General features: G+C 70.9%; 22 protein-coding genes and 2 tRNA genes. 6 read left to right on the forward strand and 18 right to left on the reverse strand.

The genetic code is table 11. The annotated features are described in order from the left end of the window. Window positions 1-149: 149 nt before the first annotated feature. Both CU044_RS25465 and CU044_RS25470 read left to right on the forward strand, forming a co-directional pair. Complete coding sequence (locus tag CU044_RS25465) at window positions 150-1,943, forward strand: ferric reductase-like transmembrane domain-containing protein (protein WP_129771081.1); 1,794 nt, start codon at window positions 150-152, stop codon at window positions 1,941-1,943. Beyond that, a complete protein-coding gene (locus tag CU044_RS25470) occupies window positions 1,940-3,535 on the forward strand; it encodes an NADH-quinone oxidoreductase subunit NuoF family protein (RefSeq protein ID WP_129771082.1) in 1,596 nt (531 codons plus the stop codon). The genes CU044_RS25465 and CU044_RS25470 overlap by 4 nt, the downstream gene beginning before the upstream one ends. A 149-nt stretch (window positions 3,536-3,684) precedes the next feature. On the opposite strand, the gene CU044_RS25475 is transcribed toward CU044_RS25470, so the two are convergent. Continuing rightward, a tRNA-Ala gene (locus CU044_RS25475) sits at window positions 3,685-3,757 on the reverse strand. A gap of 129 nt (window positions 3,758-3,886) precedes the next feature. Here CU044_RS25475 and CU044_RS25480 point away from each other — a divergent pair. Continuing rightward, window positions 3,887-5,116 carry a glycosyltransferase 87 family protein gene (locus CU044_RS25480; protein ID WP_240045835.1) on the forward strand — a complete coding sequence of 410 codons (1,230 nt, stop codon included), beginning with the start codon at window positions 3,887-3,889 and terminating at the stop codon, window positions 5,114-5,116. Here CU044_RS25480 and CU044_RS25485 read toward each other — a convergent pair. From CU044_RS25485 to CU044_RS38735, 8 genes are all read right to left on the reverse strand, one after another. Continuing rightward, window positions 5,085-5,318: a hypothetical protein gene (locus CU044_RS25485; protein ID WP_129771084.1), complete on the reverse strand. Its 234-nt coding sequence runs from the start codon at window positions 5,316-5,318 to the stop codon at window positions 5,085-5,087. The two genes, CU044_RS25480 and CU044_RS25485, sit on opposite strands and share 32 nt — an antisense overlap. Before the next feature lie 400 nt (window positions 5,319-5,718). After that, a tRNA-Ala gene (locus CU044_RS25495) sits at window positions 5,719-5,791 on the reverse strand. 94 nt (window positions 5,792-5,885) lie between these two features. After that, window positions 5,886-6,539 carry a histidine phosphatase family protein gene (locus tag CU044_RS25500; protein WP_129771086.1) on the reverse strand — a complete coding sequence of 218 codons (654 nt, stop codon included), beginning with the start codon at window positions 6,537-6,539 and terminating at the stop codon, window positions 5,886-5,888. Then, window positions 6,536-6,997, reverse strand: a complete 462-nt coding sequence (rsfS, locus tag CU044_RS25505) for a ribosome silencing factor (protein ID WP_240045836.1) — start codon at window positions 6,995-6,997, stop codon at window positions 6,536-6,538. The genes CU044_RS25500 and rsfS overlap by 4 nt, the downstream gene beginning before the upstream one ends. 122 nt (window positions 6,998-7,119) lie before the next feature. Beyond that, window positions 7,120-8,892: an LCP family protein gene (locus CU044_RS25510; RefSeq protein WP_129771088.1), complete on the reverse strand. Its 1,773-nt coding sequence runs from the start codon at window positions 8,890-8,892 to the stop codon at window positions 7,120-7,122. A 19-nt stretch (window positions 8,893-8,911) separates the two neighbouring features. Next, entirely contained in the window at window positions 8,912-9,547 is a 636-nt protein-coding gene (gene nadD, locus CU044_RS25515; RefSeq protein ID WP_129771089.1) for a nicotinate-nucleotide adenylyltransferase, read from the reverse strand. A 38-nt stretch (window positions 9,548-9,585) separates the two neighbouring features. Then, window positions 9,586-9,747: a hypothetical protein gene (locus CU044_RS38730; protein WP_165371967.1), complete on the reverse strand. Its 162-nt coding sequence runs from the start codon at window positions 9,745-9,747 to the stop codon at window positions 9,586-9,588. Window positions 9,748-9,831: 84 nt separating this feature from the next. Beyond that, window positions 9,832-9,984 carry a hypothetical protein gene (locus CU044_RS38735; protein ID WP_165371968.1) on the reverse strand — a complete coding sequence of 51 codons (153 nt, stop codon included), beginning with the start codon at window positions 9,982-9,984 and terminating at the stop codon, window positions 9,832-9,834. Window positions 9,985-10,144: 160 nt separating this feature from the next. On the opposite strand from CU044_RS38735, the gene CU044_RS25520 reads away from it, so the two are divergent. After that, window positions 10,145-11,266, forward strand: a complete 1,122-nt coding sequence (locus CU044_RS25520) for a M48 family metallopeptidase (RefSeq protein ID WP_129771090.1) — start codon at window positions 10,145-10,147, stop codon at window positions 11,264-11,266. A gap of 36 nt (window positions 11,267-11,302) precedes the next feature. Here CU044_RS25520 and CU044_RS25525 read toward each other — a convergent pair whose 3' ends face one another. The 5 genes from CU044_RS25525 to proB all read right to left on the reverse strand — a co-directional run bounded on the left by CU044_RS25525 (window position 11,303) and on the right by proB (window position 16,412). Beyond that, the gene (locus CU044_RS25525) at window positions 11,303-12,424 is read right to left on the reverse strand and encodes a hypothetical protein (RefSeq protein ID WP_129771091.1); all 1,122 of its coding nucleotides are present in this window, start codon (window positions 12,422-12,424) and stop codon (window positions 11,303-11,305) included. Between the two features lie 130 nt (window positions 12,425-12,554). Then, window positions 12,555-13,145 (reverse strand): hypothetical protein, encoded by a 591-nt coding sequence (locus CU044_RS25530; RefSeq protein ID WP_129771092.1) that lies wholly within the window; start codon window positions 13,143-13,145, stop codon window positions 12,555-12,557. A 133-nt stretch (window positions 13,146-13,278) separates the two neighbouring features. Continuing rightward, on the reverse strand, window positions 13,279-14,562 hold the full coding sequence (locus tag CU044_RS25535) for a glutamate-5-semialdehyde dehydrogenase (protein ID WP_129771093.1): 1,284 nt from the start codon (window positions 14,560-14,562) through the stop codon (window positions 13,279-13,281). A 72-nt stretch (window positions 14,563-14,634) separates the two neighbouring features. After that, window positions 14,635-15,150 (reverse strand): hypothetical protein, encoded by a 516-nt coding sequence (locus CU044_RS25540; RefSeq protein ID WP_129771094.1) that lies wholly within the window; start codon window positions 15,148-15,150, stop codon window positions 14,635-14,637. Between the two features lie 143 nt (window positions 15,151-15,293). Next, window positions 15,294-16,412 (reverse strand): glutamate 5-kinase, encoded by a 1,119-nt coding sequence (proB, locus tag CU044_RS25545; RefSeq protein WP_129771175.1) that lies wholly within the window; start codon window positions 16,410-16,412, stop codon window positions 15,294-15,296. 437 nt (window positions 16,413-16,849) lie between these two features. Here proB and CU044_RS25550 point away from each other — a divergent pair, with 437 nt between their 5' ends. After that, a complete protein-coding gene (locus CU044_RS25550; protein WP_240045837.1) occupies window positions 16,850-18,865 on the forward strand; it encodes a glycosyltransferase family A protein in 2,016 nt (671 codons plus the stop codon). 70 nt (window positions 18,866-18,935) lie between these two features. Continuing rightward, window positions 18,936-19,535: a dTDP-4-dehydrorhamnose 3,5-epimerase gene (gene rfbC, locus CU044_RS25555; protein WP_129771096.1), complete on the forward strand. Its 600-nt coding sequence runs from the start codon at window positions 18,936-18,938 to the stop codon at window positions 19,533-19,535. Between the two features lie 80 nt (window positions 19,536-19,615). On the opposite strand, the gene CU044_RS25560 is transcribed toward rfbC, so the two are convergent. From CU044_RS25560 to CU044_RS25575, 4 genes are all read right to left on the reverse strand, one after another. Then, window positions 19,616-20,410 (reverse strand): class I SAM-dependent methyltransferase, encoded by a 795-nt coding sequence (locus CU044_RS25560; protein ID WP_129771097.1) that lies wholly within the window; start codon window positions 20,408-20,410, stop codon window positions 19,616-19,618. A 110-nt stretch (window positions 20,411-20,520) separates the two neighbouring features. After that, window positions 20,521-21,402 (reverse strand): dTDP-4-dehydrorhamnose reductase, encoded by an 882-nt coding sequence (rfbD, locus tag CU044_RS25565; RefSeq protein ID WP_129771098.1) that lies wholly within the window; start codon window positions 21,400-21,402, stop codon window positions 20,521-20,523. Beyond that, window positions 21,399-22,385: a dTDP-glucose 4,6-dehydratase gene (gene rfbB / locus CU044_RS25570; RefSeq protein WP_129771099.1), complete on the reverse strand. Its 987-nt coding sequence runs from the start codon at window positions 22,383-22,385 to the stop codon at window positions 21,399-21,401. Before rfbB ends, rfbD begins: the two co-directional genes overlap by 4 nt. Next, a complete protein-coding gene (locus CU044_RS25575) occupies window positions 22,382-23,449 on the reverse strand; it encodes a glucose-1-phosphate thymidylyltransferase (RefSeq protein WP_129771100.1) in 1,068 nt (355 codons plus the stop codon). The genes rfbB and CU044_RS25575 overlap by 4 nt, the downstream gene beginning before the upstream one ends. Window positions 23,450-23,693: the final 244 nt, after the last annotated feature.

Here is a 23,693-nt window from a genome sequence, read left to right on the forward strand (position 1 = left end):
CTCCGCGTATCAGCCCCTATCCGGGCAACCGCGGAGTCGGATAACTCACCTTGCCCCGGCTAAACCTGCAAACCGGGTACTGCCCGGTATGGCGCCACCTAGCATGCGGCAACGGGACCGCTTTCCCGAGCCATTCGGAGTTGCCCCCCATGAACCCTCAACGCAAGACCAGTTCGTCGCTCAGCCTGGATCCCGCCAAGAGCCGGCAGATACAGGGCGGAGTATCCGTCGCCGCGCTGGTGCTGGTACCGCTCCTCGCCGTCGCGGGAGGCGACGATTTCCGTGCCTTCCTCGATTTCGGCGCGGGCGTGCTGTCGCTGCTGTCCCTGTCCGGGGCCGTCGTCTGGGGCCTGATAGCCACCGACCGGTTGCTGCTGTCCCCGCGGCACCGACTGCTGGCTCAAGGCGTCCACCGGGCGACGGCGGTGGCCTCGCTCGGCTTTCTGCTGCTGCACGTCACCGTCAAGGTCTCGCTCGGCCATGTGGCGCTGATCGGCGCCCTGGTGCCGTTCGGCCTGGGGATCGACGGCGCCAACGGCCTCATCGGCTTCGGTTCGCTCGCCGGACTGCTGATGATCGTCGCCGCCACGACCGGTGCGATGCGCAGCGCCTTCGCCCTCCCCGGCCGGTTCGCGGGGCGCTGGCGGGCGGTGCACATGCTGGCCTATCCGGCCTGGTGCTTCGCTCTCGTGCACGGCCTCTTCGCGGGCCGTCCCGCGGCCACGTACGTCACCACGCTGTACTGCCTGACCCTGGCCGGAGTGGCCGCCGCCGTGTCCGTACGGCTCTTCCCCCGCCCGCTCAAGCGCCGGATCGCCGACAAGATCGTGACGCTGACCGGCGCTGACGGGACGAACGGAACGAACGGCGCGGCCGGAGCCGCCCGCGAGACGGCGGAGAGCGAGCCGTCCCGGCGCGATCTCGCCTCGGACCCGCTCCCGGGCGCCATCGGCGTTCCGCCGCAGCCCCGGTACGCGGGGCGCCTCCAGCGCGAGCCCGCCATGCCCGGCCCGTCGCTGGGATCGCCGCTCGACCCGCCCCGTTCGCCGCCGCGGCTCGCCGCCCCTTCCCCTCCGCTGTACGAGGCGCCCCGGCCGTCGGCCGATCCCGCCCCGGCCGTCGACCCGCTGGCCGACACCTTCATCGCCCCCCGCGCCGACGCGTACCAGGGCCTCGGCGCCGACCCGCTGGCGGACACCGGTACGGGCCTCTCCGCCGGCTACCGCGCGGTCTCGCTCGGTACCGAGGCCACCACCCGGATGCCGATGCCGCCCCCGCCCCCCGGGCCGCCCCCGGGCGGGATACCGCTCGCCGAGCGCATACCGATGACCGAGGAGATCCCGGTCATCCCCGAAGAGCCCACGGGCAGGCAGGGCGGCTGGCCCGCCCCGTCCCCGCCCCGGCCGGGGCAGGCCTCCGCCCCGCCCACGTCGACCCCCTACGACTCCGGCGCGATCCCCGCGTACGAGAGCGGCGCGTACGCGAGCGGCGCGTACGCGAGCGGCGCGTACGCGAGCGGCGCGTACGCGAGCGGCGCGGGTTCCTCGCCGCGGTACGCCCCGGATACGCCGCCCCCGTACGACGCGGGCCCCGCCTCGGCCTACGGTCCGACGGGAACGTCCCCGTACGGCACCGGCGCCTACGACACCGGATCCGTCCCCGCGTACGGGACGGGCGCCGTCCCCCCGTACGACACGGGCTCCACCCCCGCCCACGAGAACAGGTCCTACGAGGGCGGGTCGTATGAAGGCAGGTCGTACGAAGCGCAGGCGTCGGCCTTCTCCGGCCCGGCCTTTCCCGGTACGGCCGCGCCCGGCCCGGCATCCCCGGGGCAGGCCGCGCCGCCACGGGCCACGCCCGATCCCGTCGATCCCCCGCCCGGCCCTCTCTATCCGCCCCCGGCCGGGGAACCCTGGCACGCACCCGCAGGAGACCGACCGTGAACACCCCGCTCCCCGACGTCCCCGAAGTCCGCGTCGTCGGCCTCCCCCAGCTGACCCAGGGATTCGACCTGGTCGAGCGCCTGGACCTGCCCATGCATCTCAAGGTGCACGGCCCGCTGGAGCCGATGACCGGCGAGCGGCTGGCGCAGCTCGCCGAGAACATCTCCCTGACCGGCCGCGGCGGCGCCGGCTTCCCCTTCGGCAAGAAGCTGCGGGCGGTCGCCAAGGCCGCGATCCGCCGCGGCGTACGACCGGTCGTCGTGATCAACGGCAGCGAGGGCGAGCCCCCGTGCCGCAAGGACACCGTCCTGATCAACCGCGCCCCGCACCTCATACTCGACGGCGCGCTGCTGGCCGCCGAGGCGCTCGGCGCCCGCACCCTGGTCGTCGCCGTCACCCGCAACTCCACCGAGGTCTCGATCCGCGCCGCCCTCGCCGAACGCGGCCTGTCCGACCGGCGCGGCCAGGCGCTGCGCGCCCGGGTGATCCGTACCCCCGAGCGCATGGTCTCGGGCGAGGCGTCGTCCGTGATCCGCGCCATCGGCGGCGGACCCGCCCTGCCGCCGGGCCGCCGTGAACGCGCCGCCGAGTCCGGGGTGGCCGGTCTCCCGACACTGCTGTCCAACGCCGAGACCTTCGCCCAGCTGGCCGTCGCCGCGCGTATCGGCGCCCGCCGGTACGGCCACACCGGGCTCGACAGCGAGCCGGGCACGGTCCTGCTCACCATCTCCGGCGCGGTCGCCCGTCCCATGGTGGTCGAGGCGCCGTCGGGGGTGCCGCTGCGGTACATCCTCCAGATGGCCGGCGCCCCGCCGATGCCCCAGGGTGTGCTGACCGGTGGCTACCACGGCAACTGGATCGACGCGATGGCCGCGCACGAGGCCGTCATCTCCAAGGAGTCCTTCGCCTCCTTCGGCGGCGCGCTGGGCGCGGGCGCGATCCTGCCGATCGGCCCCGAGACCTGCCCGCTGGGTGAGGCGCTACGGGTCGCCAACTGGCTCGCGGCCGAGACGGCGGGGCAGTGCGGCCCCTGCAAGCTCGGGCTGCCCGCGGCGGCGGGCGGCCTCTCCGATGTCATCAACGGCGGCGGCCAGGCCGCGCTGGAGGCGCTGCGCGCGGTGACCCAGGCGGTCAAGGGCCGGGGGGCCTGCAAGCACCCCGACGGCTCCGCGCGGTTCTTCGCCTCCACCCTGTCGGCGTTCACCGACGACCTCGCCGCGCATGTGCTGGACGGCGGCTGCGGGCGCGAGACGACGGGTGTGCTGCCGCTGCCGGGACCCGGCTACCAGGAGGCGGAGGAGTCCATTCCGAGCGGGGAGAAGCTCGCCGTGGACTGGACGCTGTGCCAGGGCCACGGTCTGTGCGCGGACATCGTCCCCGAGCTGATCCGGATGGGGCCCGACGGCTATCCGGCGCTCGCGGACGCGTCGGTTCCGATGCATCTGCGCGGGCGTGCGCAGCGCGCGGTGCGCCGCTGCCCCGCGCTCGCGCTCCGTATCGAGCAGCCCGCGCCGGCGCGCCCCGAACGGTCCCCACGCGCCGCGCTGCCGCCCAGCGGTGGCCGCAAGGCCCTGGGCCCCGGGCGCGGTTGAGACATCCGGGCCGGCGAGCGTCCACCGCGGGCGCCCACCGGCCCGCGGGCACCCATGGCACAAGACCCGCAGGCACTCATGACACAAGAAGCCATGACACAAGAAGCGGGCCACCCGATCCGGGTGGCCCGCTTCTCGTACTGAAGATGTGGAGCTAAGGAGAATTGAACTCCTGACCTCCTGCATGCCATGCAGGCGCTCTACCAACTGAGCTATAGCCCCTTGCTGTGCGCCGCCCTCCGGGCTCTCCCCTCGGCGGCATCGCCAACATTACACGGTCCCTCCGGCTCACCACCAAATCGTTTCCGGTCTGAACGGATAAGACCGATACGCCCGGTACTGTCGGCGCTCGTGACTGTCGCCACGCTCCTGCGGAACACTTCCTCAAACCCCTCCCACCGGCGCTCCCTCCTGCTCGCCGTCCCGGTCTGCCTGCTGTCCTTCGCCGCCTTCTGGGCGGCGCAGCGCGCGGCCGGGGTCTCCATGATCGACCTGATGGTCTATCGCGCCGAGGGCCGGGCGGTGCTGGACGGCCGGGATCTGTACGCGATGCGCGCGACCTCCGTTCAACTCCCGGCGACCTACCCGCCGTTCGCCGCGCTGCTGTTCACCCCGCTCACGCTGCCGGACGTCCCCGGGCTGCGTACGCTCGCCACGGCCGGGAATCTGCTGCTCCTGGTCGTGTTCGCGCAGCTCTCCCTGCGGCTGACGTTTCCCCCTGACCGGCTCCCCCGGCCATGGGTCACCGCGCTCTGGGTGGCCGCGGCGGCCGTCTGGTGCGAGCCGGTCTGGACGACCCTGCGCTACGGGCAGATCAATCTGCTGCTCGCGGTGGCGGTGATGTGGGACCTGACCCGCCGCGACGGACACCGCTGGGCGGGCGCGGGCACCGGCCTGGCCGCCGCGGTCAAGCTCACCCCCGCGCTCTTCGCCGTGCTGTTCCTGATCGTCGGGCTGGTACGGGCCGGGGAAGGGGACCGGCGCCCGTGGCTGCGCCGGGCCGCGACAGCCGCGCTGGCCTTCTGCGCGGCGACGCTGGCCGCCGCCGCCGTTCTCCCCCGCGACTCGCTCCGCTTCTGGTCCGTGACCCTCTTCGAGACGCACCGGGTGGGCAGCGCGGAGAACACCGCCAACCAGTCGCTGCGCGGGGTCCTCGCCCGGCTGCTGCACACCGGCGAGCCGGCGCTGTGGTGGACCGCCACGGCCGCCGTGGTGGCGGCGCTCGGCCTCGCGGCGGCGGCCGCCGCGGCGCTGCGCGGGGAGCGCGCCGCCGCCGTGGCCGCCTGTGCGGCGACGGCGCTGCTGGTCAGCCCGGTCTCGTGGTCGCACCACTGGGTGTGGTGCGTACCGATCGCGCTGTATCTCGGGGCGCGCGCCGGGGTCCGGTGGGCGCTCGCCGCGGCGCTGGTCTTCTGCTCGTACGCCCTGTGGTGGGTCCCGCACGGCACCGGCCGCCCCGAACTGTCCCAGGGCGCCGCCGAGATGGCGCTCTCCGCCCTCTATCCGCTGACGGCCGCCGCCGTGATCGGGTACGTGGCCGTGTCCCCGGTCAGGCCGTGGCGAACGAGTAGAACCGCTTGAGCGCGCAGTGGTCGTCGAGGAGCCGACCGTAGATCGGCTCGCCCTCCAGCTCCCGGTACGTCTCGATGGGGTCGCCCTTTATGATCAGCGCCCGCGCGCACTCCTCGCACCAGTACTGGTACTCGGGGTTGAGCGGATCCATGTCCCGGACGATCGGCGTACCACTGCCGCACCAGTCGCATTTACGCCTGTGTGCACCCATCACTCAGCTCCAGCTGTGGCCGCAGGCCGTGCACACGTAGGAAACTCCGCCATTGTCACCAAGTACTTGAGCCACATGGGACGAACCGCACGAAGGACAGCTGAGGCCGGTACGCGCCTCCGCCGCGGCGAGCAGCTCATCGGGTTCCTCGACGCTGCTGGCGGACATGTGCGCGCTCCCTCCCCATGCGGTCCGTCGCCCCCCTCCGGCGGTCCGATTCTGCCACGCCGAGGACTGGTGAGCAGCCTGAAAAGGCCTGCCTGTTAGGGCTTATACCCGGTGCGGCGCCGCCGACCGGCGAGCCCGGGGGTGAGGAAGAGGGCACGGGCGGGGACGAACGTCCCGAAACCAGAAATCCCGCCCCTTGCCAGGGACGGGATCCGGAGGATGAAACCGATTGTGGAGCTAAGGAGAATTGAACTCCTGACCTCCTGCATGCCATGCAGGCGCTCTACCAACTGAGCTATAGCCCCGCGTGTTCCCCGCGCTCAGCGCCGCGAACAAGAAGAACTTTAGCCTGCGACCAGCCGGAAAGTGAAATCCGGCCCGGTCGCCTCCGAGGCCCGCTCAGTCGTCGTCACCGAGGACCGGTTCCGGGAGGGTTCCGGCGTTGTGCTCCAGGAGCCGCCAGCCGCGCGCGCCCTCGCCGAGGACCGACCAGCAGCAGTTGGAGAGCCCGCCGAGCCCTTCCCAGTGATGGGATTCCAGGCCCAGCAGATGGCCGATCGTGGTGCGGATCGTGCCGCCGTGGCTGACCACGACGAGCGTGCCGTCGTCGGGCAGCTTGTCGGCGTGGTGGAGCACCACGGGCGCGGCGCGCTCCGCCACCTCGGTCTCCAGCTCACCGCCGCCGCGCCGCACCGGCTCGCCGCGCTTCCAGACCGCGTACTGCTCGCCGAACTGCGTGATGATCTCCTCATGGGTCAGGCCCTGCCAGGCGCCCGCGAAGGTCTCACGGAGCCCGGCGTCGTACGCGATGTCGTGCCCGGTGATCGCGGCCAGCTCACGGGCCGTGGCCGCGGCCCGCCGGAGGTCGGAGGCGATGATCGCGTCCGGCTTCAGGGAGGCCAGCAGCCGGGCGGCCCGGTGTGCCTGGGCGACACCGGCTTCGGTCAGCTCGATATCCGTGGTGCCCTGGAAGCGCCGCTCCAGATTCCACGCCGTCTGGCCGTGCCGCCACAGGATGATGCGGCGGCCCCTGCCGCCCTTGGCGCCGTTCAGCTCAGCTCACCGTCCGTGTCACCGGAGATCCCGGCGCGCTCGCCGCCGTCGCCCACCGACTCGGCGTGCTCCGCGGCCTTGCCCCGGGTCTTGACGGCGTCCTCGGGAAGCGGCAGCTCGGGGCAGTCCTTCCACAGCCGCTCCAGGGCGTAGAAGACCCGCTCCTCGCTGTGCTGCACATGCACGACGATGTCGACGTAGTCGAGGAGGATCCAGCGCGCGTCGCGGTCGCCCTCACGGCGCACCGGCTTGGCGCCCAGTTCCTTCTGGAGCCTCTCCTCGATCTCGTCGACGATCGACTTGACCTGGCGGTCGTTGGGCGCCGAGGCGAGCAGGAAGGCATCGGTGATCGACAGCACATCGCTGACGTCGTACGCGATGATGTCGTGCGCGAGCCGGTCGGCGGCCGCCTGGGCGGCGGCGTTGACGAGCTCGATGGAACGGTCAGTAGCGGTCACAAGCAGGCTTCCGTCGGTGGTCATGGAGATACCAAGGATCTCACGGACCACCGACAGCCGGTGCGGCACGGGAGCAGGGCCGGGTATCGCGCCCGGCCCCGTGGGTCCTGTCCCCGCCGGACTCAGTCGACCTTGTAGTCCTGGCCGAGGACGACGGACACATCCGCGTTCGTGGCGGCCTTGCCCTTCTTCACCGCGCCGGCCGGCAGTCCGAGGGTCTTGGCGACCTCTTCCGCCTCCGGCTTCTTGGCCTCGTCGCCGTAGGTGACCTGCGAGGATGCCACCGCCTCCGCCGTGCCGGCGTCCACGAAGGCATAGCCGCCGTTGACCAGCGCGATCCGGGAGGACTCCGCCGCGTCCTGGTCGCCGGACGCGTTCCTCACCCCGACGCGCACGGCGGAACCCTGCTCCGGAGCGCTGACCGAACCGCCCAGGATGTCCTTCACCACACTCTCCGCGGCCTGCTCGCTGAGCAGGCCGTTCTGCTGGGCGGGCAGCAGCACGGTCTTGTAGTCGCCGACCTTGGCGTGCTCGGCCAGCTTGGCGAGGGAGGCACCCAGGTCCTTCTCGGGCAGTGAGGGATCGAGGATCTGCGCCAGGGTCTCGACGGTGACGGTGGCGGCCTGCGGGTCGTCCGACATCTTCCGCAGCACCCCCTGGAGGACCTGGCCGAACCGCTGGAGCTGCTTGGCCTCCAGCTCTCCGGGCGCGCTGTACGTGGCGTAGGCGACGGCCATCTTCCCGTTGAGCGTCTGGTTCTCGCCCTTCTTGACGACCGGGTCGTCGCCCTTCTTCGCCCCGGGCACCTCGACGTCGGTGGTCAGGTCGATCGTGCCGACGAGTTCGACGAGGTTCTCCAGATACGGGGTGTCGAGCCGCCAGGTACCGGTGATCTTGGTGCCGAGGAGCGTGCCGATGGCCTCGCGCGTTCCGTCCGAGCCGTCGTCGTCGACGGACTTGCCGAGCGTGGTGGAGACGCCGTCGTCATCGGCGACGGAGAGGGTGTTGGGCAGCAGGACGGTGGTGCCCCGGCCTGTCGTGGCGTTGTTGACCAGCAGCGCCGTGGAGGTGCCCTTCTCCTTGGTGTTGTGCAGATGCACCACGATCACATCGCGCTTCTGCGGTCCCGTGGCGGTGGTCTTCTTCTCGTCCGCGCCGCCGAGACCGGGCAGCTTGCCCGCGTACCAGAGATAGCCGACGCCGCCGGTGACCGCGAGGGCGAGAACGACGACGAGGGCCACGATCCGGCTGCGGCCGCGCCGCTTGGCCTCTTCGCGCCGCTCGGAGCGGCTCTCGGTGAACTTCAGCCAGTCGATGACGTCTTCGGAGTCCTCGTCCGGCTCCTCTATGAACGAGAACTGCTCGGTCCGGTAGTCACGGTCCTGCCCGTCGGGGCGCCGCTGCTCCGGTACGGGCACGGACGCGGGCGCCGGGGCGGGTGCGGGCGCCTGGGCGGGCGCGGCGGTCTGCTCGGGCGTCCGGTCCTCGGTCTGCCCCTGCTGCTGCGGGATGTTCCACTGCTGGGTGGTGTCGACGCCGACGGGCTGCTGCTGCCCGGTGTCGTAGCCGTAGCCGTAGCCGTCGTATCCGTACCCCTGCTGCTGCGACGGCTGTTGCTGCTGCTGCGGTGACGGCTGCGCGTACGGGTCGTACTGCTGCTGGGGCTGCGCGGACTGCTGGGGCTGGGACTGGGGCTGGGCGTACGGGTCGTATCCGTACCCCTGTTGCTGCTGGGGCGGCTGGTGCTGCGACGGCTGCCCGTAGGCGTCGTACTGCTGCTGCTGTGGCGGCTGGGGCTGTTGGTACACCGGCTGCCCGTACTCGTCGTAACCGACGACCCTGGGCCGCGTGTCATACGGGTCGTACGGATCGTACGGCTGCTGCTGGTCGTTCACCGGTGCCCCTCTCCGTGGCTCATGCGCCGCGGTACAACTGCCGTTTGTCGATGTAGCGCACCACACCGTCCGGCACCAGGTACCAGACCGGATCGCCCTTGGCGACCCTCCCCCGGCAGTCGGTCGACGAGATCGCCAGCGCGGGCACCTCCACCAGGGAGACCCCGCCCTTGGGCAGTCCGTCGTCCGTCAGATCATGGCCCGGCCGGGTCACTCCGATGAAGTGGGCGAGCGAGAACAGCTCTTCGTGGTCCCGCCAGCTCAGGATCTGGGAGAGCGCGTCGGCTCCGGTGATGAAGAAGAGGTCCGCGTCGCCGTGGACGGCCCGCAGATCCCGCAGCGTGTCGATCGTATAGGTCGGACCGCCGCGGTCGATGTCACTGCGGCTGACCGAGAACTGCGGATTGGACGCGGTGGCGATGACCGTCATCAGATAGCGGTCCTCGGCCGGGGAGACCGCGCGCTGGCTCTTCTGCCACGGCTGGCCCGTCGGCACGAACACCACCTCGTCGAGGTGGAACAGGGCGGCCACTTCACTGGCCGCCACCAGGTGTCCATGGTGGATCGGGTCGAATGTCCCGCCCATCACGCCGAGTCGGCGCTTGCCACGACCGGATCCGGGTTCACGACCACCGGCCGCCTGCTGCTCTCCCATGCGTCCAGAGCCTACTGGCACAAGATGACGCCCCGGTGTCAGCGGTCGCGGTTGAAGCGGGTGGTGATCCACAGCAGCAGGAGCAGCGCGAACAGGGCGCCGCCACCGACGAGGTAGGGGTTGAGGCTTTCGTGGTTGCCGCCGCGCTCGGCGCCCTCGGCGAGCGTGACCAGGTGGGCGGCGGTACCGGTGAGGCTCATCTTCTACGGGCCCTTTTCTTCGCGGGTGGGAGCGGAGACTTCGCGCACATCGTATGCGGGGGCCTCGGGCACGCTCACGCCGACTCAGTCGTTGTGGTCGTTGTCGCGGTATCCGCGCAACAGGAACCAGGCGAGCAGGACGACTCCGACCATCGAGACGACCAGCACGATCCGCAACGTATCGCCCGGTCCCTGCTGGGCCGATGCGGCGGCGAGCAGTGTGAAGGTATCCGGCATCTCGGGTGTGCTCCTCGGTCTCTTCCGGCCGGCGCCCGGGGTGACGGCTCCCGGTAACACGGCCACAGGCCCCCGTCACACGGTAGACCCACCCCCTAGGGTGGGGGCCGTCAGGGGGACGGGCTTGGGACTCGTATGAATATGAACAGGGGATATCCATATGACCGAAGACAGTCACGAGGCAGCCGCTCACGAGAACGTGCCGAGCAGGCAGCGCAAGCGCTTCCCGGGCATCTCCTCGCGAGCGTACGAACACCCCGCCGACCGCTCGGCGCTGGTGGCCCTGCGCAAGCTCACCGGCTTCGACACGGTGTTCAAGGCGATGAGCGGACTGCTGCCCGAGCGCAGCCTGCGGCTCCTCTTCCTCTCCGACTCCGTGCGGGTCGGCGACGCGCAGTTCGCCCATCTCCACGCCATGCTGCGGGACGCCTGCTACATCCTGGACCTGGAGAAGGTTCCCGCGATGTACGTGGCGCAGGACCCGAAGCCGAACGCCATGTGCATCGGCCTGGACGAGCCGATCATCGTGGTCACCACCGGGCTGGTGGAGCTGCTCGACGAGGAGGAGATGCGGGCGGTCGTCGGCCATGAGGTGGGCCACGCGCTCTCCGGTCACTCCGTCTACCGGACGATACTTCTCTTCCTCACCAACCTGGCGCTCAAGGTCGCCTGGATCCCGCTGGGCAATGTCGCGATCATGGCGATCGTGACGGCGCTGCGGGAGTGGTTCCGCAAGTCGGAGCTGTCGGCGGACCGGGCGGGACTGCTGGTCGGCCAGGATCTCCAGGCCTCGATGCGCGGTCTGATGAAGATCGCCGGTGGCAATCACCTGCACGAGATGAACGTGGACGCGTTCCTGGAGCAGGCCGCCGAGTACGAGGCGGGCGGCGATCTGCGCGACTCCGTGCTCAAGATCCTCAATGTGCTGCCGCGTACGCATCCCTTCACGACGGTGCGCGCGGCCGAGCTGAAGAAGTGGGCGGAGAGCCGCGACTACCAGCGGATCATGGACGGCCACTACCCGCGCCGCCAGGACGACAAGGACACCTCGGTCACGGACTCGTTCCGCGACTCCGCCGCGCACTACGCGGACACGGTCCGCGGCAGCAAGGACCCGCTGATGAAGCTGGTCGGCGACATCGCGGGCGGCGCGGGCGACCTGGGCGGCAAGCTGCGCGACAGGTTCACGGGCGGCGGTGGCGGCAACGGCGGGAACGGTGGCCGCGCCACGGACGGGGGCTCCGGCGGCGACGGCGGGGACCAGGGCCCCGGCAAGAGCTGATCCGTACGGGGAGCGGTCCGGGCCCGGCAGGCCACCTCAGGCGGCCGGGCTCGGTTCCGCCGCGCGGGACAGCGTCCCGCAGAGCGCCGTGTTGGCCGGGCCCGTCGCGTACGGGTCCGTGGGGGCCGGTTCGCGGACCTTCGCCCGCTGGCCCGCCAGCAGGGGCCGCAGCGTCCTCGGCGGCTCCGCCGAGCACGCCTGCGGCCCGGCCTGCACCTCACTGGTCAGCAGTCGCGCCGTATGGCGTGGCAGCGCGTCCAGGTCGAAGCGGAAGCGCAGTTCGCGCCGGACGGTGAAGAGCGAGGCGTCCCGTACGGGCTGCGCGTCGGAGCCGGCCGGGCGCAGCGCGTAGACGAAGACATGGTCCGAGACCACCTCCAGCGTCCCGGGCGAGGTCTCCTGGTAGCGCAGCGTGCCGTGCACCCGCACTCCGTCGTCGGCCTGGGCCACCTTCGCCGGGTCGAAGCGGACCAGCCAGCCGGTCGGGGCGTGCCGGCCGTCGTCGGAGGGTGCGGCGAACCCGGCGTCGAACTGGTCGAGCTGGTCGGGGTCGAGCAGCACCCGCACCGGCCGTTCCGAGCGGCCCTCGATGACGTCCGGGTCGAGCGAGGACGCCACCAGATAGTCCTTGACGGTGGTCAGCGCGGCCATCACCTGGCTCTCCGAGAAGCCTCCGGTCTCCCGGACGGCGGGCATCGTGATGCCGGCCGCCCCCACCCGGAAATGCGCGGCCGGGCTGTGCGCGAAGAGGTCCGCGGGGGTGCCGCCCGGCACGGGCCCCTCGGGAGCCAGCGGGATCACCGACATCCGCAGCTGGTCCACGGAACGGCCGGTGGCCGGCCGGTAGGGATTGCGCAGGCCCAGATAGATCGCCGTGCCGAACGCCAGGACCACTACGAGGACCAGCAGCAGAAGCTGTCTCGATCCCCGCCGGAAGAATCCGCGGCGGCTCCGTCCCTTGGCGGGTGGCGGAGGCTGTGCCGGAGGAACCCTCCGTACGGCGTCGGCGTGATCGGTCATCCGCTCCCGCGCCGAGAACTCCTTGAGGCGGGCCTCCCGGATGAAGGATTCGTCGAAGACGACGGAGCGGTACTCGTCGTCATCGCCGCCGGGCAGCCCGTCGGGTTCCCCCTCGGGTGGGTCTCCACGCCCTGCCATACCTTCAGGGTAGGTCGGCGGGGCCGAACATAAACGCTGGGCAAGCCGGGAAGTTCCGGGAGGCACGCGATCGGCCGTTCAGGTCGTACCGGCCCGTTCGTGAGGTGTTCAGGCGGCGTCCGGAGCGCGCTCAGGGTGTGCGCGGAACGGCGGAGACCGCCGGCGCCGACTGGTTCGCGGACGCCGAGGGAATGCCCGGCGCCGGCTTGTCGATCCCGGTCGTGGCGGGCTGCGGCACCTTGCCGTCGCGGCTGTTGGAGGCGCCGCGGTAGACGGCCGAGAACGCCAGCGCGACCATCCCGATCCCCATCAGCAGGGCGAGCAGCCAGGCGACGGGCCGGTGCCAGCGGGCGGCGCCGCGGTACGGCCGCAGCGAGCCGCCGTGGCGTCCGTACGGCCCGGAGAGCGCGTCGGGGTCATCGGGGTCGTACTCGCCGTTGTAGCCGGGTTCCGGCCCGTACGCGCCGTCCCGGCCGTACACCTCTTCGTACAGCTCGTCCTCGGGCCGTCCCCCGCCGGACCGCGCGCGGGCCGCCTCGGCCTCGGCGCGCGCCTGGGCGGCGGCCAGCAGCCGTTCCACGGCGGAGGGTTCATGGATGGTGGCGGCACTGACGAAGTCCTCGTCGAAGACCACGGGGGCGAAGTCCTTGTCCGCGCCACCGCGGTCGTCGTCGGGCTCCCAGCCGTCCGGGAACGGCCTGCCCCCCACGTCGTCCGGCACCCCTTCAGGGTAGACCTGGCGGGTCGTTTTGGGCAGGCGGAGTCCGAACTCTCCCGACTCCGTCTTCGTCACATCGCGGTTCCGGCGCCCGTGCGTCGCGACGGGCGCCCCTGCCGTATCAGTGGCCCCACCGCTATCGCGTGTGGCCGTCGCCGATCACGATGTACTTCGTCGAGGTCAGCTCCGGCAGCCCCATCGGCCCCCGCGCGTGCAGCTTCTGCGTGGAGATTCCGATCTCCGCGCCGAAGCCGAACTGGCCCCCGTCGGTGAAGCGGGTGGACGCGTTCACGGCGACTGTCGTGGAATCGACCAACTGGGTGAATCGGCGGGCGGCGGCCTGCGAGGTGGTGACGATCGCCTCCGTGTGACCGGACGACCAGAGCCGGATATGGGCCACGGCGGCGTCCAGCGAGTCGACGACCGCGGCGGCGATGTCGTACGAGAGGTACTCGGTCTCCCAGTCCTCCGCGGTCGCCGGCACGATCTCCGCCTTCGAACCGGCGCCGTACGCGAGCACCCGCTCGTCGGCGTGGACCGTGACCCCGGCGTCGGCCAGCGCGTCCAGCGCGCGCGGCAGGAACACGCCCGCGATGTCCTGGTGGACGAGGAGCGTCTCGGCGGCGTTGCAGACGCTGGGCCGCTGCGCCTTGGAGTTGATCAGGATCTCGACGGCCATGTCGAGATCGGTCTCGGCGTCCACATAGACATGGCAGTTGCCGGTGCCGGTCTCGATGACGGGGACGGTGGATCCCTCGATGACGGTACGGATCAGGGAGGCGCCGCCGCGCGGGATCAGCACGTCGACCAGGCCGCGGGCGCGCATCAGCTCCTGTACGGCGTCCCGGCCCTCGCCGGGCACGAGCTGTACGGCGTCGGCGGGCAGCCCGGCCCCGCCGACGGCGTCGCGCAGCACCCGTACGAGGGCGGTGTTCGAGGAGATCGCCGAGGAGGAGCCTCGCAGCAGCACGGCGTTGCCCGACTTCAGACAGAGCGCGGCGGCGTCCACGGTGACATTGGGGCGGGCCTCGTAGATGATCCCGACCACGCCGAGCGGCACCCGCACCTGGCGCAGGTCGATGCCGTTGGGCAGCGTCGAACCGCGGACGACCTCACCGACCGGATCGGGCAGCGCCGCCACGTCCCGTACGTCCGCGGCGATGGCCCGCACCCGTTCCGGTGTCAGCGTCAGGCGGTCGATGATCGCCTCGCCGGTCCCGGCCTCCCGGGCCCGCGCGATGTCCTCGGCGTTGGCCGTGACGATCTCGTGGGTACGGACTTCCAGCGCGTCCGCGATCGCCAGCAGCGCGTCGTCCTTGGCCGCGCGCGGCAGCGGCGCGATATCGGCGGCCGCGGCGCGGGACCGGTAGGCGGCCCTGGCGACCGGGGAGAGGTTGTCGTACGGCGAGAGCGAGGTCATGCCCGCAGGGTAGTGCGCGTCCTGCGGGCATTCCGCACGTATTCCGGACTCCGAGACACTTCCGGAGGGAGATCAGAACGGATGAACGCCCACCGGGGCCGCCGGCGGCGGGCCGTAGCCCTCGGCGATCCGCTGGTGATACGTCTCACGGTCGATGACCTCGAGCCCGACGATCTTCCACGGCGGCAGCTTGGCGCTCGACCGGTGCTCGCCCCAGAGACGCAGCGCGACGGCGGCGGCGTCGTGCAGGTCCTGGGCCTCCTCCCAGTACCGGATCTCCGCGTGATCGCCGGCGTATCTGCTGGTCAGGAGGAAGGGGTGGTCATGGGCCAGCTGCTCAAGGCCGCGCCGGACCTCCGGCAGCGGAGCCTCGGCGCCCGAGACGCTGAGCGTGATGTGCCAGAGCTTCGACAGCGCACGGCCCTCCGCGCGTGCGTCCGTTCCCGATACGGCCTCCCGCTGTTGCTCGTCGTCGAAGTCGTCCCCCGCTTCGACGCTGGTCAGGGCTCGTTCCTCGCCCGCGGCCCTCCGGGCGTGGGCGCTCCTCCCGGTCCCTCGGGGCACCGCCCCCGGGCGCGCTCGTCTCACCAGCGGCCTCCTGTTGATGCGTTGTCGTGCTGTACCCCGTCTGTACCCCTGGGACAAAGTTGACCAGTCCCGGGGAGGGCATGGGGCGGTTTTGGTAAAGGTCCCTGTTCAAAGACCTGAGTTTCAGCCGATTCAGGGGTGGGTCAGGGATTGAGGATGACCAAATCGTCTCTGTGTACGACCTCACGCTCGTAGGCGGGGCCCAGTTCGCGGGCCAGTTCACGGGTGGAGCGGCCCAGGAGCTGGGGGATCTCCTTGGCGTCGAAGTTGACGAGTCCGCGGGCGACGGGACGGCCCGCCGCGTCCCGCAGTTCCACCGGGTCACCGGCGCTGAACTCGCCCTCGACGGCGGCGATCCCGGCCGGCAGCAGTGAGGTGCGCCGCTCGACGACGGCCCGCACCGCCCCGTCGTCCAGGGTGAGCGCGCCCTGCGGGGTGGAGGCGTGGGCGAGCCACAGCAGCCGGCCGGCGGAGCGCCGTCCGGTGCGGTGGAAGTACGTACCGGTGTCCCTGCCCGCGAGTCCGTCGGCGGCGTGGCTCGCGGAGGTCAGCACCACCGGGACGCCGGCCGCCGCGGCGATCCTGGCGGCCTCGACCTTGGTGACCATGCCGCCGGTGCCCACCCCCGCCCTGCCCGCGCTGCCGAGGGAGACGCCCGCCAGATCGCCGGGGCCGCGCACCTCCGCGATCCGGGAGGTGCCCGGGGTGCGGGGGTCGCCGTCGTACAGCCCGTCGACGTCGGAGAGCAGGACGAGCAGATCGGCCCGTACGAGATGGGCGACGAGCGCGGCGAGCCGGTCGTTGTCGCCGAAGCGGATCTCGTCCGTGGCGACGGTGTCGTTCTCGTTGACGACGGGGACGGCGCCCATGCCGAGCAGCTGGTCCAGGGTGCGGTAGGCGTTGCGGTAGTGGGCGCGGCGGCTGGTGTCGTCGGTGGTGAGGAGCACCTGTCCGACACGTACGCCGTAGCGGGCGAAGGAGGCGGTGTAGCGGGCGACCAGCAGCCCCTGTCCGACGCTGGCGGCGGCCTGCTGGCGGGCCAGGTCCCGGGGGCGGCGCTCCAGTCCGAGGGGGGCGAGCCCGGCGGCGATGGCGCCGCTGGAGACGAGCAGGACCTCCTTCTCGTCGCCGCTCCCGGCACCACGTCTGACCTGGGCGAGTACATCGACGAGGGCGTCCACCCGGTCGGCGTCGAGCCCGCCGGACGCGGTGGTGAGCGAGGAGGAGCCGACCTTGACGACGATCCTGCGGGCCTGTGCCACCGCGTCCTGCCGTACCGTCGCGCTCTGCCGTGCCGCTGCCACGTGCTGTGCCTCTGCTCTCACTGTCGGCCACACCTCACCGGCCGACCTCGCGCCGGCTGGTCGTCCGCCGGTCGCTCAGCGTACGCGGGCGGCTTCCCGGCCGACGAGGCATTTCAGTGGGTGGGACGGTGCTGGTGGGCCCGTCACCGGCGGCCGATGGGCCCGTCACCGGCGCCCGGTGGGCCCATCCTCACGTCAAATCCGCGCCTCCGGCACAACCGGAAGCCGGTGAAGACAGTCTGTCAGGTGTAACAACAGTCGGGAAACATCCCCGCCCGCGCAGCGATAAGCTGGCCTCCACGGCGCCCGCACGCTCGCCGATGGCGGCGACTCCCCCCACTTGTACCCCCCGCGCAACCACACACGAGATGGGCCAATCAGTAATGGCAGTAAAAGTGAGCGTCGTCATTCCGGTGTACAACCCGGGAAAGTACATCGACCCCTGCATCGATTCACTGCTGGCCCAGACACTGCCGGCCGCGGACTTCGAAGTGCTCTTCGTGGACGACGGGTCGACCGACGACAGCCCGGCCCGCCTCGACAAGCTGGCGGCCGAGCATCCTCATTTCCGGGTGATCCACATCCCCAACTCGGGCTGGCCCGGCAAGCCGAGGAACATCGGCGTCGCCGAGGCGAAGGGCGAGTACGTCCAGTTCGTGGACCAGGACGACCACATGGCGTCCGACGCGCTGCGACGGCTGTATGAGATGGGTCACCGCAACGGGTCCGACATCGTGATCGGCAAGGTCGCGTCCAATTTCCGCGGCGTCCCGCACGGTGTGTTCAAGAAGAACCGCGAGAAGTGCGACCTGAGCAATGCGCCGCTGTACGACAGCCTCACCCCGCACAAGATGTTCCGTACGGAGTTCCTGCGCGAGAACGGCATCGCGTACCCCGAGGGCAAGCGGCGCCTGGAGGACCAGCTCTACATGATGGAGGCGTATTTCCCCGCCAAGGTCGTATCGATCCTGGGGAATTACACCTGCTACTACTACTCGAAGCGGGACGACGGCCAGAACGCCGGCTCCGCCAAGATCGTGCCGGCCGGCTACTACGGCAACCTGCGCGAGGTCCTCAAGGTCGTCGTGAAGAACACCGAACCGGGTGAATTCCGGGACCGGCTGCTGCGGCGCTTCTACCGGGTCGAGATGCTCGGCCGGCTGAGCGAGCCGTCCGTGCTCAACTACACGCCCGAGTACCTCGACGAGATGTGCGACGCGATCCGTCCGCTCGCCGACGAGTTCATGCACGACGGCGTGCACGACGGCCTCGGCTCGCTGGTCAGACTCCGCTCCACCCTGCTGCGTGCCGACGACCGCCAGGGGCTGCTGAAGATCGCCCGCTTCGCCAAGTCGGTGAAGGGCGCGGCCCGGCTGGAGGACTTCGACTGGCAGCCGGACGGCAAGGCCGCGGTGAGCGTGACCGGCCGTCTGGTGCACGGGGAGGACAAGGAGCCGCTGCGGCTGGTCCGCCGTGACAAGCGCTACTTCCTGCACCCGGACATCACCGAGGGCCTGCTGCCGGACGGTGAACTCTTCGACGTCACCGACGACATGGACAGCTTCAAGGGCGAGATGTCGCTGCGCAACCGCGAGACCGCCGTCGAGTGGCCGTGCGTCGCGGAGTTCACCGCCACGATCGAGGCGCTGGGCGAGGACACGTACGAGGTCGTCCTGCGCGGCACCGGCGAGGTCACGAGCGAGGCGGTCAAGGGCCGCGGCCGGGTCTCCCGCGGCTTCTGGGACGTCTGGGTGCCGCTGCGCGGGCTCGGGCTGGTGCGGAAGGCCAGGCTCGGCGCGGACCGCGCCGCGTCGGTCGACGCCAAGTGCCTTCCCGCGCTGCTCGGTTCGCCCGCGCGCCCGGTGATCCCGTACTTCACCGACCCGCACGGCAACCTCACCCTCGATGTCGCGGGCCGCGCCAAGAAGATGGCCACGTATCTCGCGGACCGGCCCGCGCGGCGGATGCCCGGCAACCGTCCCGAGCTGCGTCTCGATGTGTTCACCGGCACCAAGTCCGGTTCGCAGGCGGTCGAGTTGGTGCTGACCCCGGCGGACGGCAACGCGCTGACCGCGCCGTCCACGCTCCGTCCCGACCAGGGCCGGGCCCATCTCGGCGTCCCCGCCCGGGTGCCGGACCTGCCGGCGGGACCGGCGCAGCTCTCGGTGCGGCTGGACGGGCCGAAGGGCCCCGTGCTGCCGCTCTGCGAGGTGCCCGTGGGCCAGGGCGGCCGGATCCGGCTGGACCAGAGCGGTCTGGACACGGTCGATCCGCTTCTCGTCCGTGAGGTGACGGTGAAGCGCCGCCGGGCGACGCTGCGCCGGGTGCTCCGCTCGGCCGGCGGTCCGATCGTGCGCCGGCTCCCCTCCTCGGCGCGCAAGAAGGTGCGCCGTCTCGCCGCCCGTCTCTGACCGGCCGCGCCCTCATCTCCCGAGCAATGAGCGACAAGTACGGCAAGTAACAGAACAAGGACGTGATCACATGCGGCAGCTCTCGGTCGAAGGCGCCTGGGTACATGAGCCGAAGATCTTCCCGGACAGCCGTGGCAGCTTCCACGAGTGGTTCAAGGCCCCGGACTTCACCGAGGCGGCCGGCCACCCGCTGCGTCTCGCCCAGGCGAACTGCTCCGTGTCCAGCCGCGGCACGCTGCGCGGGATCCACTTCGCCGATGTGCCGCCCAGCCAGGCCAAGTACGTGAAGTGTGTGCGCGGCGCGGTCCTCGACGTCATCGTGGACATCCGGGTCGGCTCCCCCACGTACCGGCAGTGGGAGGCGGTACGGCTGGACGATGTGGATCACCACGCCGTCTATCTCGCCGAGGGGCTCGGCCACGCGTTCATGGCGCTGACGGACGACGCGACGGTGGTCTATCTGTGCTCCGAGGGGTACGCCCCCGGGCGCGAGCACGGCATCACCCCGCTGGACCCGGAGCTCGGTATCGAGTGGCCCGAGGGCATCACCCCGCTGCTCTCCGACAAGGACGCGGCGGCGCCGACCCTCGCGGAGGCCGAGGCCCAGGGCCTGCTCCCGTCGTACGAGGACTGCGCGGCGTACTACGCCGAGCTGGCCGCCCGCGGCTGAGCAGCACCGGCGCGACAGGCGCATACGGAAGGGGCCCGAGCGATCGCATCGCTCGGGCCCCTTCCGTACGGTCCGCCGGATCAGCCGGTGACCGCCTCGATCTGCCGGCGCAGCGGCGCGAAGGCCGACCGCGAGCGGCGCAGATTCCGGGCGCGGGCCAGACCGGGCCAGAACCCGGCCCCGAGCAGCGCTTCGGGCCGTACCGCGTTCTTACGGACCAGCACCTCTTCGGGCACGTCCTGCGGGTCCGGTACGACGTACTCCTCGATGATCTTGTCGTACGCGTCCTTCAGCACCGTGCTCTCGGGGTTCGCGCCGAAGATGGCCACCACCCCGGTCGGCTCGGTGTCGACATCGACGACCAGCAGGTCGGGGCGGTACCGCCGCAGGACCGTGGCCACCTTGTAGACGTCTCCGGCCCAGAACTTGGTGTGCCGGTCGCGCGCCGCCTCGTCGACATCGCGCGGCAGCATGTCGTCCAGGACGATCACGCTGGACCAGCGGGAGTGCTTCTCGACGTTCATGAAGTCGCGCAGCGCGAACTCGAAGAGATGCATGCCGTCGATGAACGACAGCTCCAGCTTCGGATCACCGCCGAAGAGGTTGACCGGGTCACGCCGGGCGAGCGCGCGGAACGGATTGCGGCCGTTGCGCAGATGGATCAGCGGATCCTTGCGGGCGAAGAAATCGTCGCTGGTGGCCTTGACCAGATGGACATCGCAGCTGATGTCCGTGACGACCCGGAACGCCGGGTCGACCGCGACCGACGGAACGCGGGACAGAGCCAGGCTGCGGCCGTCATTGACCCCGATTTCCAAGTAGGTGCGGGGTTTGTACACACGGTGCAGTTGGCGCAGGAAGCCGTGGCGATCCACGTAAGGGGCCCTTCACTGAGAATCAACAACCAGGGATTGATTCTCAGTGAACTTAGTGTGCCTCCTGGTTGTACGTAAACATCTACTGGCCAGTAACACCCATTTGGCGCTCAGCCCCGCTCGGCACGCACCAGTGCGGGGAAGGCCTCGTCGAGCGCCGCACGCCAGTCACGGATCGGGTCGATCCCCGCGGCCTTCCACCGTTCGTGTCCCAGCACGCTGTACGCGGGCCGGGGCGCGGGGCGCACGAACGCCTCGCTGGTGGTCGGACGGACCCGCTCCGGGTCGGCGCCGAGCAGCCGGAAGATCTCCCTGGTGAACCCGAACCAGGTCGTCTCGCCGCCGCTGGTGCCGTGGTAGACCCCGGCCGGAGCCGTCCCCGCGAGCGCCGCCAGGCCCAGCAGGACCAGCCGGTCCGCGAGGTCGCCGGTCCAGGTGGGCTGGCCGAGCTGGTCGTCGACCACGTCGAGGGTGTCCTTGATCCCCTCCAGCTTGATCATCGTCCGGACGAAGTTGCCGCCGCCCGCGCCGTACAGCCAGGCCGTACGGACCACGAAACCGGTCTCCGGCAGGGTGTCCAGGACCGCGCGCTCCCCGGCCAGCTTGGTGCGGCCGTAGGCGCTGCGCGGGGCGGTGGGATCGTCCTCGCCGTACGGGGTGCTGGCGTCCCCGGCGAAGACGTAGTCCGTGGAGACCTGGACCAGGACGGCGCCGGACGCCGCGCACGCCTCGGCGAGGACGCGGGGTCCTGTGCCGTTGACGGCGAGCGCCTCGGCCTCCTTGGTCTCGGCGTCGTCCACGGCCGTCCAGGCTGCGCAGTTGACCACGACGTCCGGCGTGTGGGCCGCCAGGGCGGCGCGCACCGCACCGGGGTCCGTGATGTCCAGCGCGGTACGGTCCAGGCCCGCCGCGCTCTCCCCGGCCCCGGCGAGCCGGGCCAGCAGGTCCTGGCCGAGCATGCCGCCGGCGCCGGTGACGAGCCAGCGGCTCACAGCGCGGCCCGCCCCTTCAGCGGCTCCCACCAGGCGCGGTTCTCGCGGTACCACGCCACGGTCTCCGCGAGGCCCGTGGCGAAGTCCTTGCGGGGCTCGTACCCCAGCTCCGTACGGATCTTGGAGCAGTCCACGGAGTAGCGGCGGTCATGGCCCTTGCGGTCGGTGACGTACTCGACGCTGGTGTCCCAGTCCGCTCCGCACGCCTCCAGCAGAAGCCCGGTCAGCTCCTTGTTGGACAGCTCCGTGCCGCCGCCGATGTTGTAGACCTCACCGGCGCGGCCCTTCGTGCGGACCAGCTCGATGCCCTGCACGTGGTCGTTGATGTGCAGCCAGTCGCGGATGTTGCCGCCGTCGCCGTACAGCGGGACCTTCTTGCCGTCCAGCAGGTTCGTGATGAACAGCGGGATGACCTTCTCGGGGAAGTGGTGGTGCCCGTAGTTGTTGGAGCAGCGGGTCACCCGCACATCGAGGCCGTGCGTGCGGTGGTACGAGAGCGCGATCAGGTCGCTGGACGCCTTCGCCGAGGAGTAGGGCGAGTTGGGCTCCAGCGGGTGGGTCTCCGGCCAGGAGCCCTCGTCGATCGAGCCGTAGACCTCGTCGGTGGAGATGTGCACGAAGGTCTTCACACCGGCGCGGTGCGCGGCGTCGATCAGCGTGTGCGTGCCCACGACGTTCGTACGGACGAACTCCGCACCGCCGTCGATCGAGCGGTCCACGTGCGACTCCGCGGCGAAGTGCACCACCTGGTCGTGCTCGGCCATCAGCTTGGCGACCAGCTCGGGGTCGCAGATGTCGCCCTGGACGAAGGAGAACCCGGGGTGGTCGCGGACCTCGTCGAGGTTGGCCGGGTTGCCCGCGTAGGTGAGCTTGTCGAGCACGGTCAGCTCGACATCGCCGGGACCCTGGGGGCCCAGGACCGTACGGACGTAGTGCGAGCCGATGAAACCGGCACCGCCGGTCACGAGAATCCTGTCGGTCATGAAGAGATCTGCACCTTGCTGTGGTCACCGAGGACGAGTCGGTGGGCGGACGGGTTTCGGGGCGCGGGGGTGATCTCGACATCGCGGCCGATCAGCGACGCCTCCACCCGGCGCACGCCGGTGAGCGAGGAACCCCGCAGAACGATGGAGTACTCGATCTCGCTGTCCTCGATCCTGCATCCTTCGGAGACCGAGGTGAAGGGACCGATGTAGGCGTCGCTGACCACCGTGTCCGCGCCGATGATCGCGGGGCCGACGATCCGGCTGCCGGTGACCCGCGCGCCCTTCTCGATCCTGACCCGCCCTATGATCTCCGTCGCCTCGTCGACGCTGCCGTCGCGGCACGGCTCGACGGTCTCCAGCACCGAGCGGTTGACCTCCAGCATGTCGGCGACATTGCCGGTGTCCTTCCAGTAACCGGAGATGGTCGTGGAGCGGACGTCGCGCTTCTGGTCGATCAGCCACTGGATGGCGTGTGTGATCTCCAGCTCACCGCGCCAGGAGGGCTCGATCGAGCGCACGGCCTCATGGATGGCCGGGGTGAAGAGATAGACGCCGACGAGCGCGAGATCGCTCTTCGGCTCCTTGGGCTTCTCCTCCAGGGCCACCACCCTGCCCGCGCCGTCGAGTTCGGCCACGCCGAAGGAGGTGGGATTGGGGACCTTCGTGAGCAGGATCTGCGCCTCGGGGCGGTCCTCGCGGAAGCCGTCGACCAGGCCCGTGATGCCACCGACGATGAAGTTGTCACCGAGGTACATCACGAAATCCTCCTCGCCCAGGAACTCACGGGCGATCAGGACCGCGTGCGCCAGCCCGAGAGGGGCGTCCTGCTGGAGGTAGGTGACCTTTATGCCGAATTGCGAGCCGTCGCCGACCGCCTCGCGGATCTCCGCCGCGGTGTCGCCGACGATCACGCCGACCTCGGTGATCCCCGCTTCGGCGATGGCCTCGAGCCCGTAGAAGAGCACGGGCTTGTTCGCCACGGGGACCAGCTGTTTCGCGGAGGTATGTGTGATGGGGCGCAGACGGGTACCCGCCCCGCCGGACAGTACGAGAGCCTTCACTATCCCTATCCCTGCTGAGATTCCGATGCTGTCCGGGCGTCGCCCGACAGTCCGATTTTACCTACGATTTCCTGTGCGGCCCGCCGCCGGTCACCTCAGGAGAGTGAACCGGTGCATACGGGGTGCGCGGAAGGGCGCTCAGGCGTGCGCGGATGCGCGCTCGTGGGCCCCGCGCGGGCGGGCGCGCGGGATCGTGCCGCCGTACCACCCGGGCACGACTCCCCCGCACCGCCTCCGGGCCTTC

Source organism: Streptomyces sp. L-9-10 (assembly GCF_004151105.1).
Taxonomy (GTDB): Bacteria; Actinomycetota; Actinomycetes; order Streptomycetales; family Streptomycetaceae; genus Streptomyces.

Bases quoted from the DNA above. Each gene is read 5' to 3' on its own strand.
- CU044_RS25465 (WP_129771081.1), top strand. From the start codon at position 150: ATGAACCCTCAACGCAAGACCAGTTCGTCGCTCAGCCTGGATCCCGCC.
- CU044_RS25485 (WP_129771084.1), bottom strand. From the start codon at position 5,318: ATGGGTGCACACAGGCGTAAATGCGACTGGTGCGGCAGTGGTACGCCG.
- nadD (WP_129771089.1), bottom strand. From the start codon at position 9,547: ATGGGAGAGCAGCAGGCGGCCGGTGGTCGTGAACCCGGATCCGGTCGT.
- CU044_RS38730 (WP_165371967.1), bottom strand. From the start codon at position 9,747: ATGAGCCTCACCGGTACCGCCGCCCACCTGGTCACGCTCGCCGAGGGC.
- CU044_RS38735 (WP_165371968.1), bottom strand. From the start codon at position 9,984: ATGCCGGATACCTTCACACTGCTCGCCGCCGCATCGGCCCAGCAGGGA.
- CU044_RS25520 (WP_129771090.1), top strand. From the start codon at position 10,145: ATGACCGAAGACAGTCACGAGGCAGCCGCTCACGAGAACGTGCCGAGC.
- CU044_RS25525 (WP_129771091.1), bottom strand. From the start codon at position 12,424: ATGGCAGGGCGTGGAGACCCACCCGAGGGGGAACCCGACGGGCTGCCC.
- CU044_RS25535 (WP_129771093.1), bottom strand. From the start codon at position 14,562: ATGACCTCGCTCTCGCCGTACGACAACCTCTCCCCGGTCGCCAGGGCC.
- rfbC (WP_129771096.1), top strand. From the start codon at position 18,936: ATGCGGCAGCTCTCGGTCGAAGGCGCCTGGGTACATGAGCCGAAGATC.
- rfbB (WP_129771099.1), bottom strand. From the start codon at position 22,385: ATGACCGACAGGATTCTCGTGACCGGCGGTGCCGGTTTCATCGGCTCG.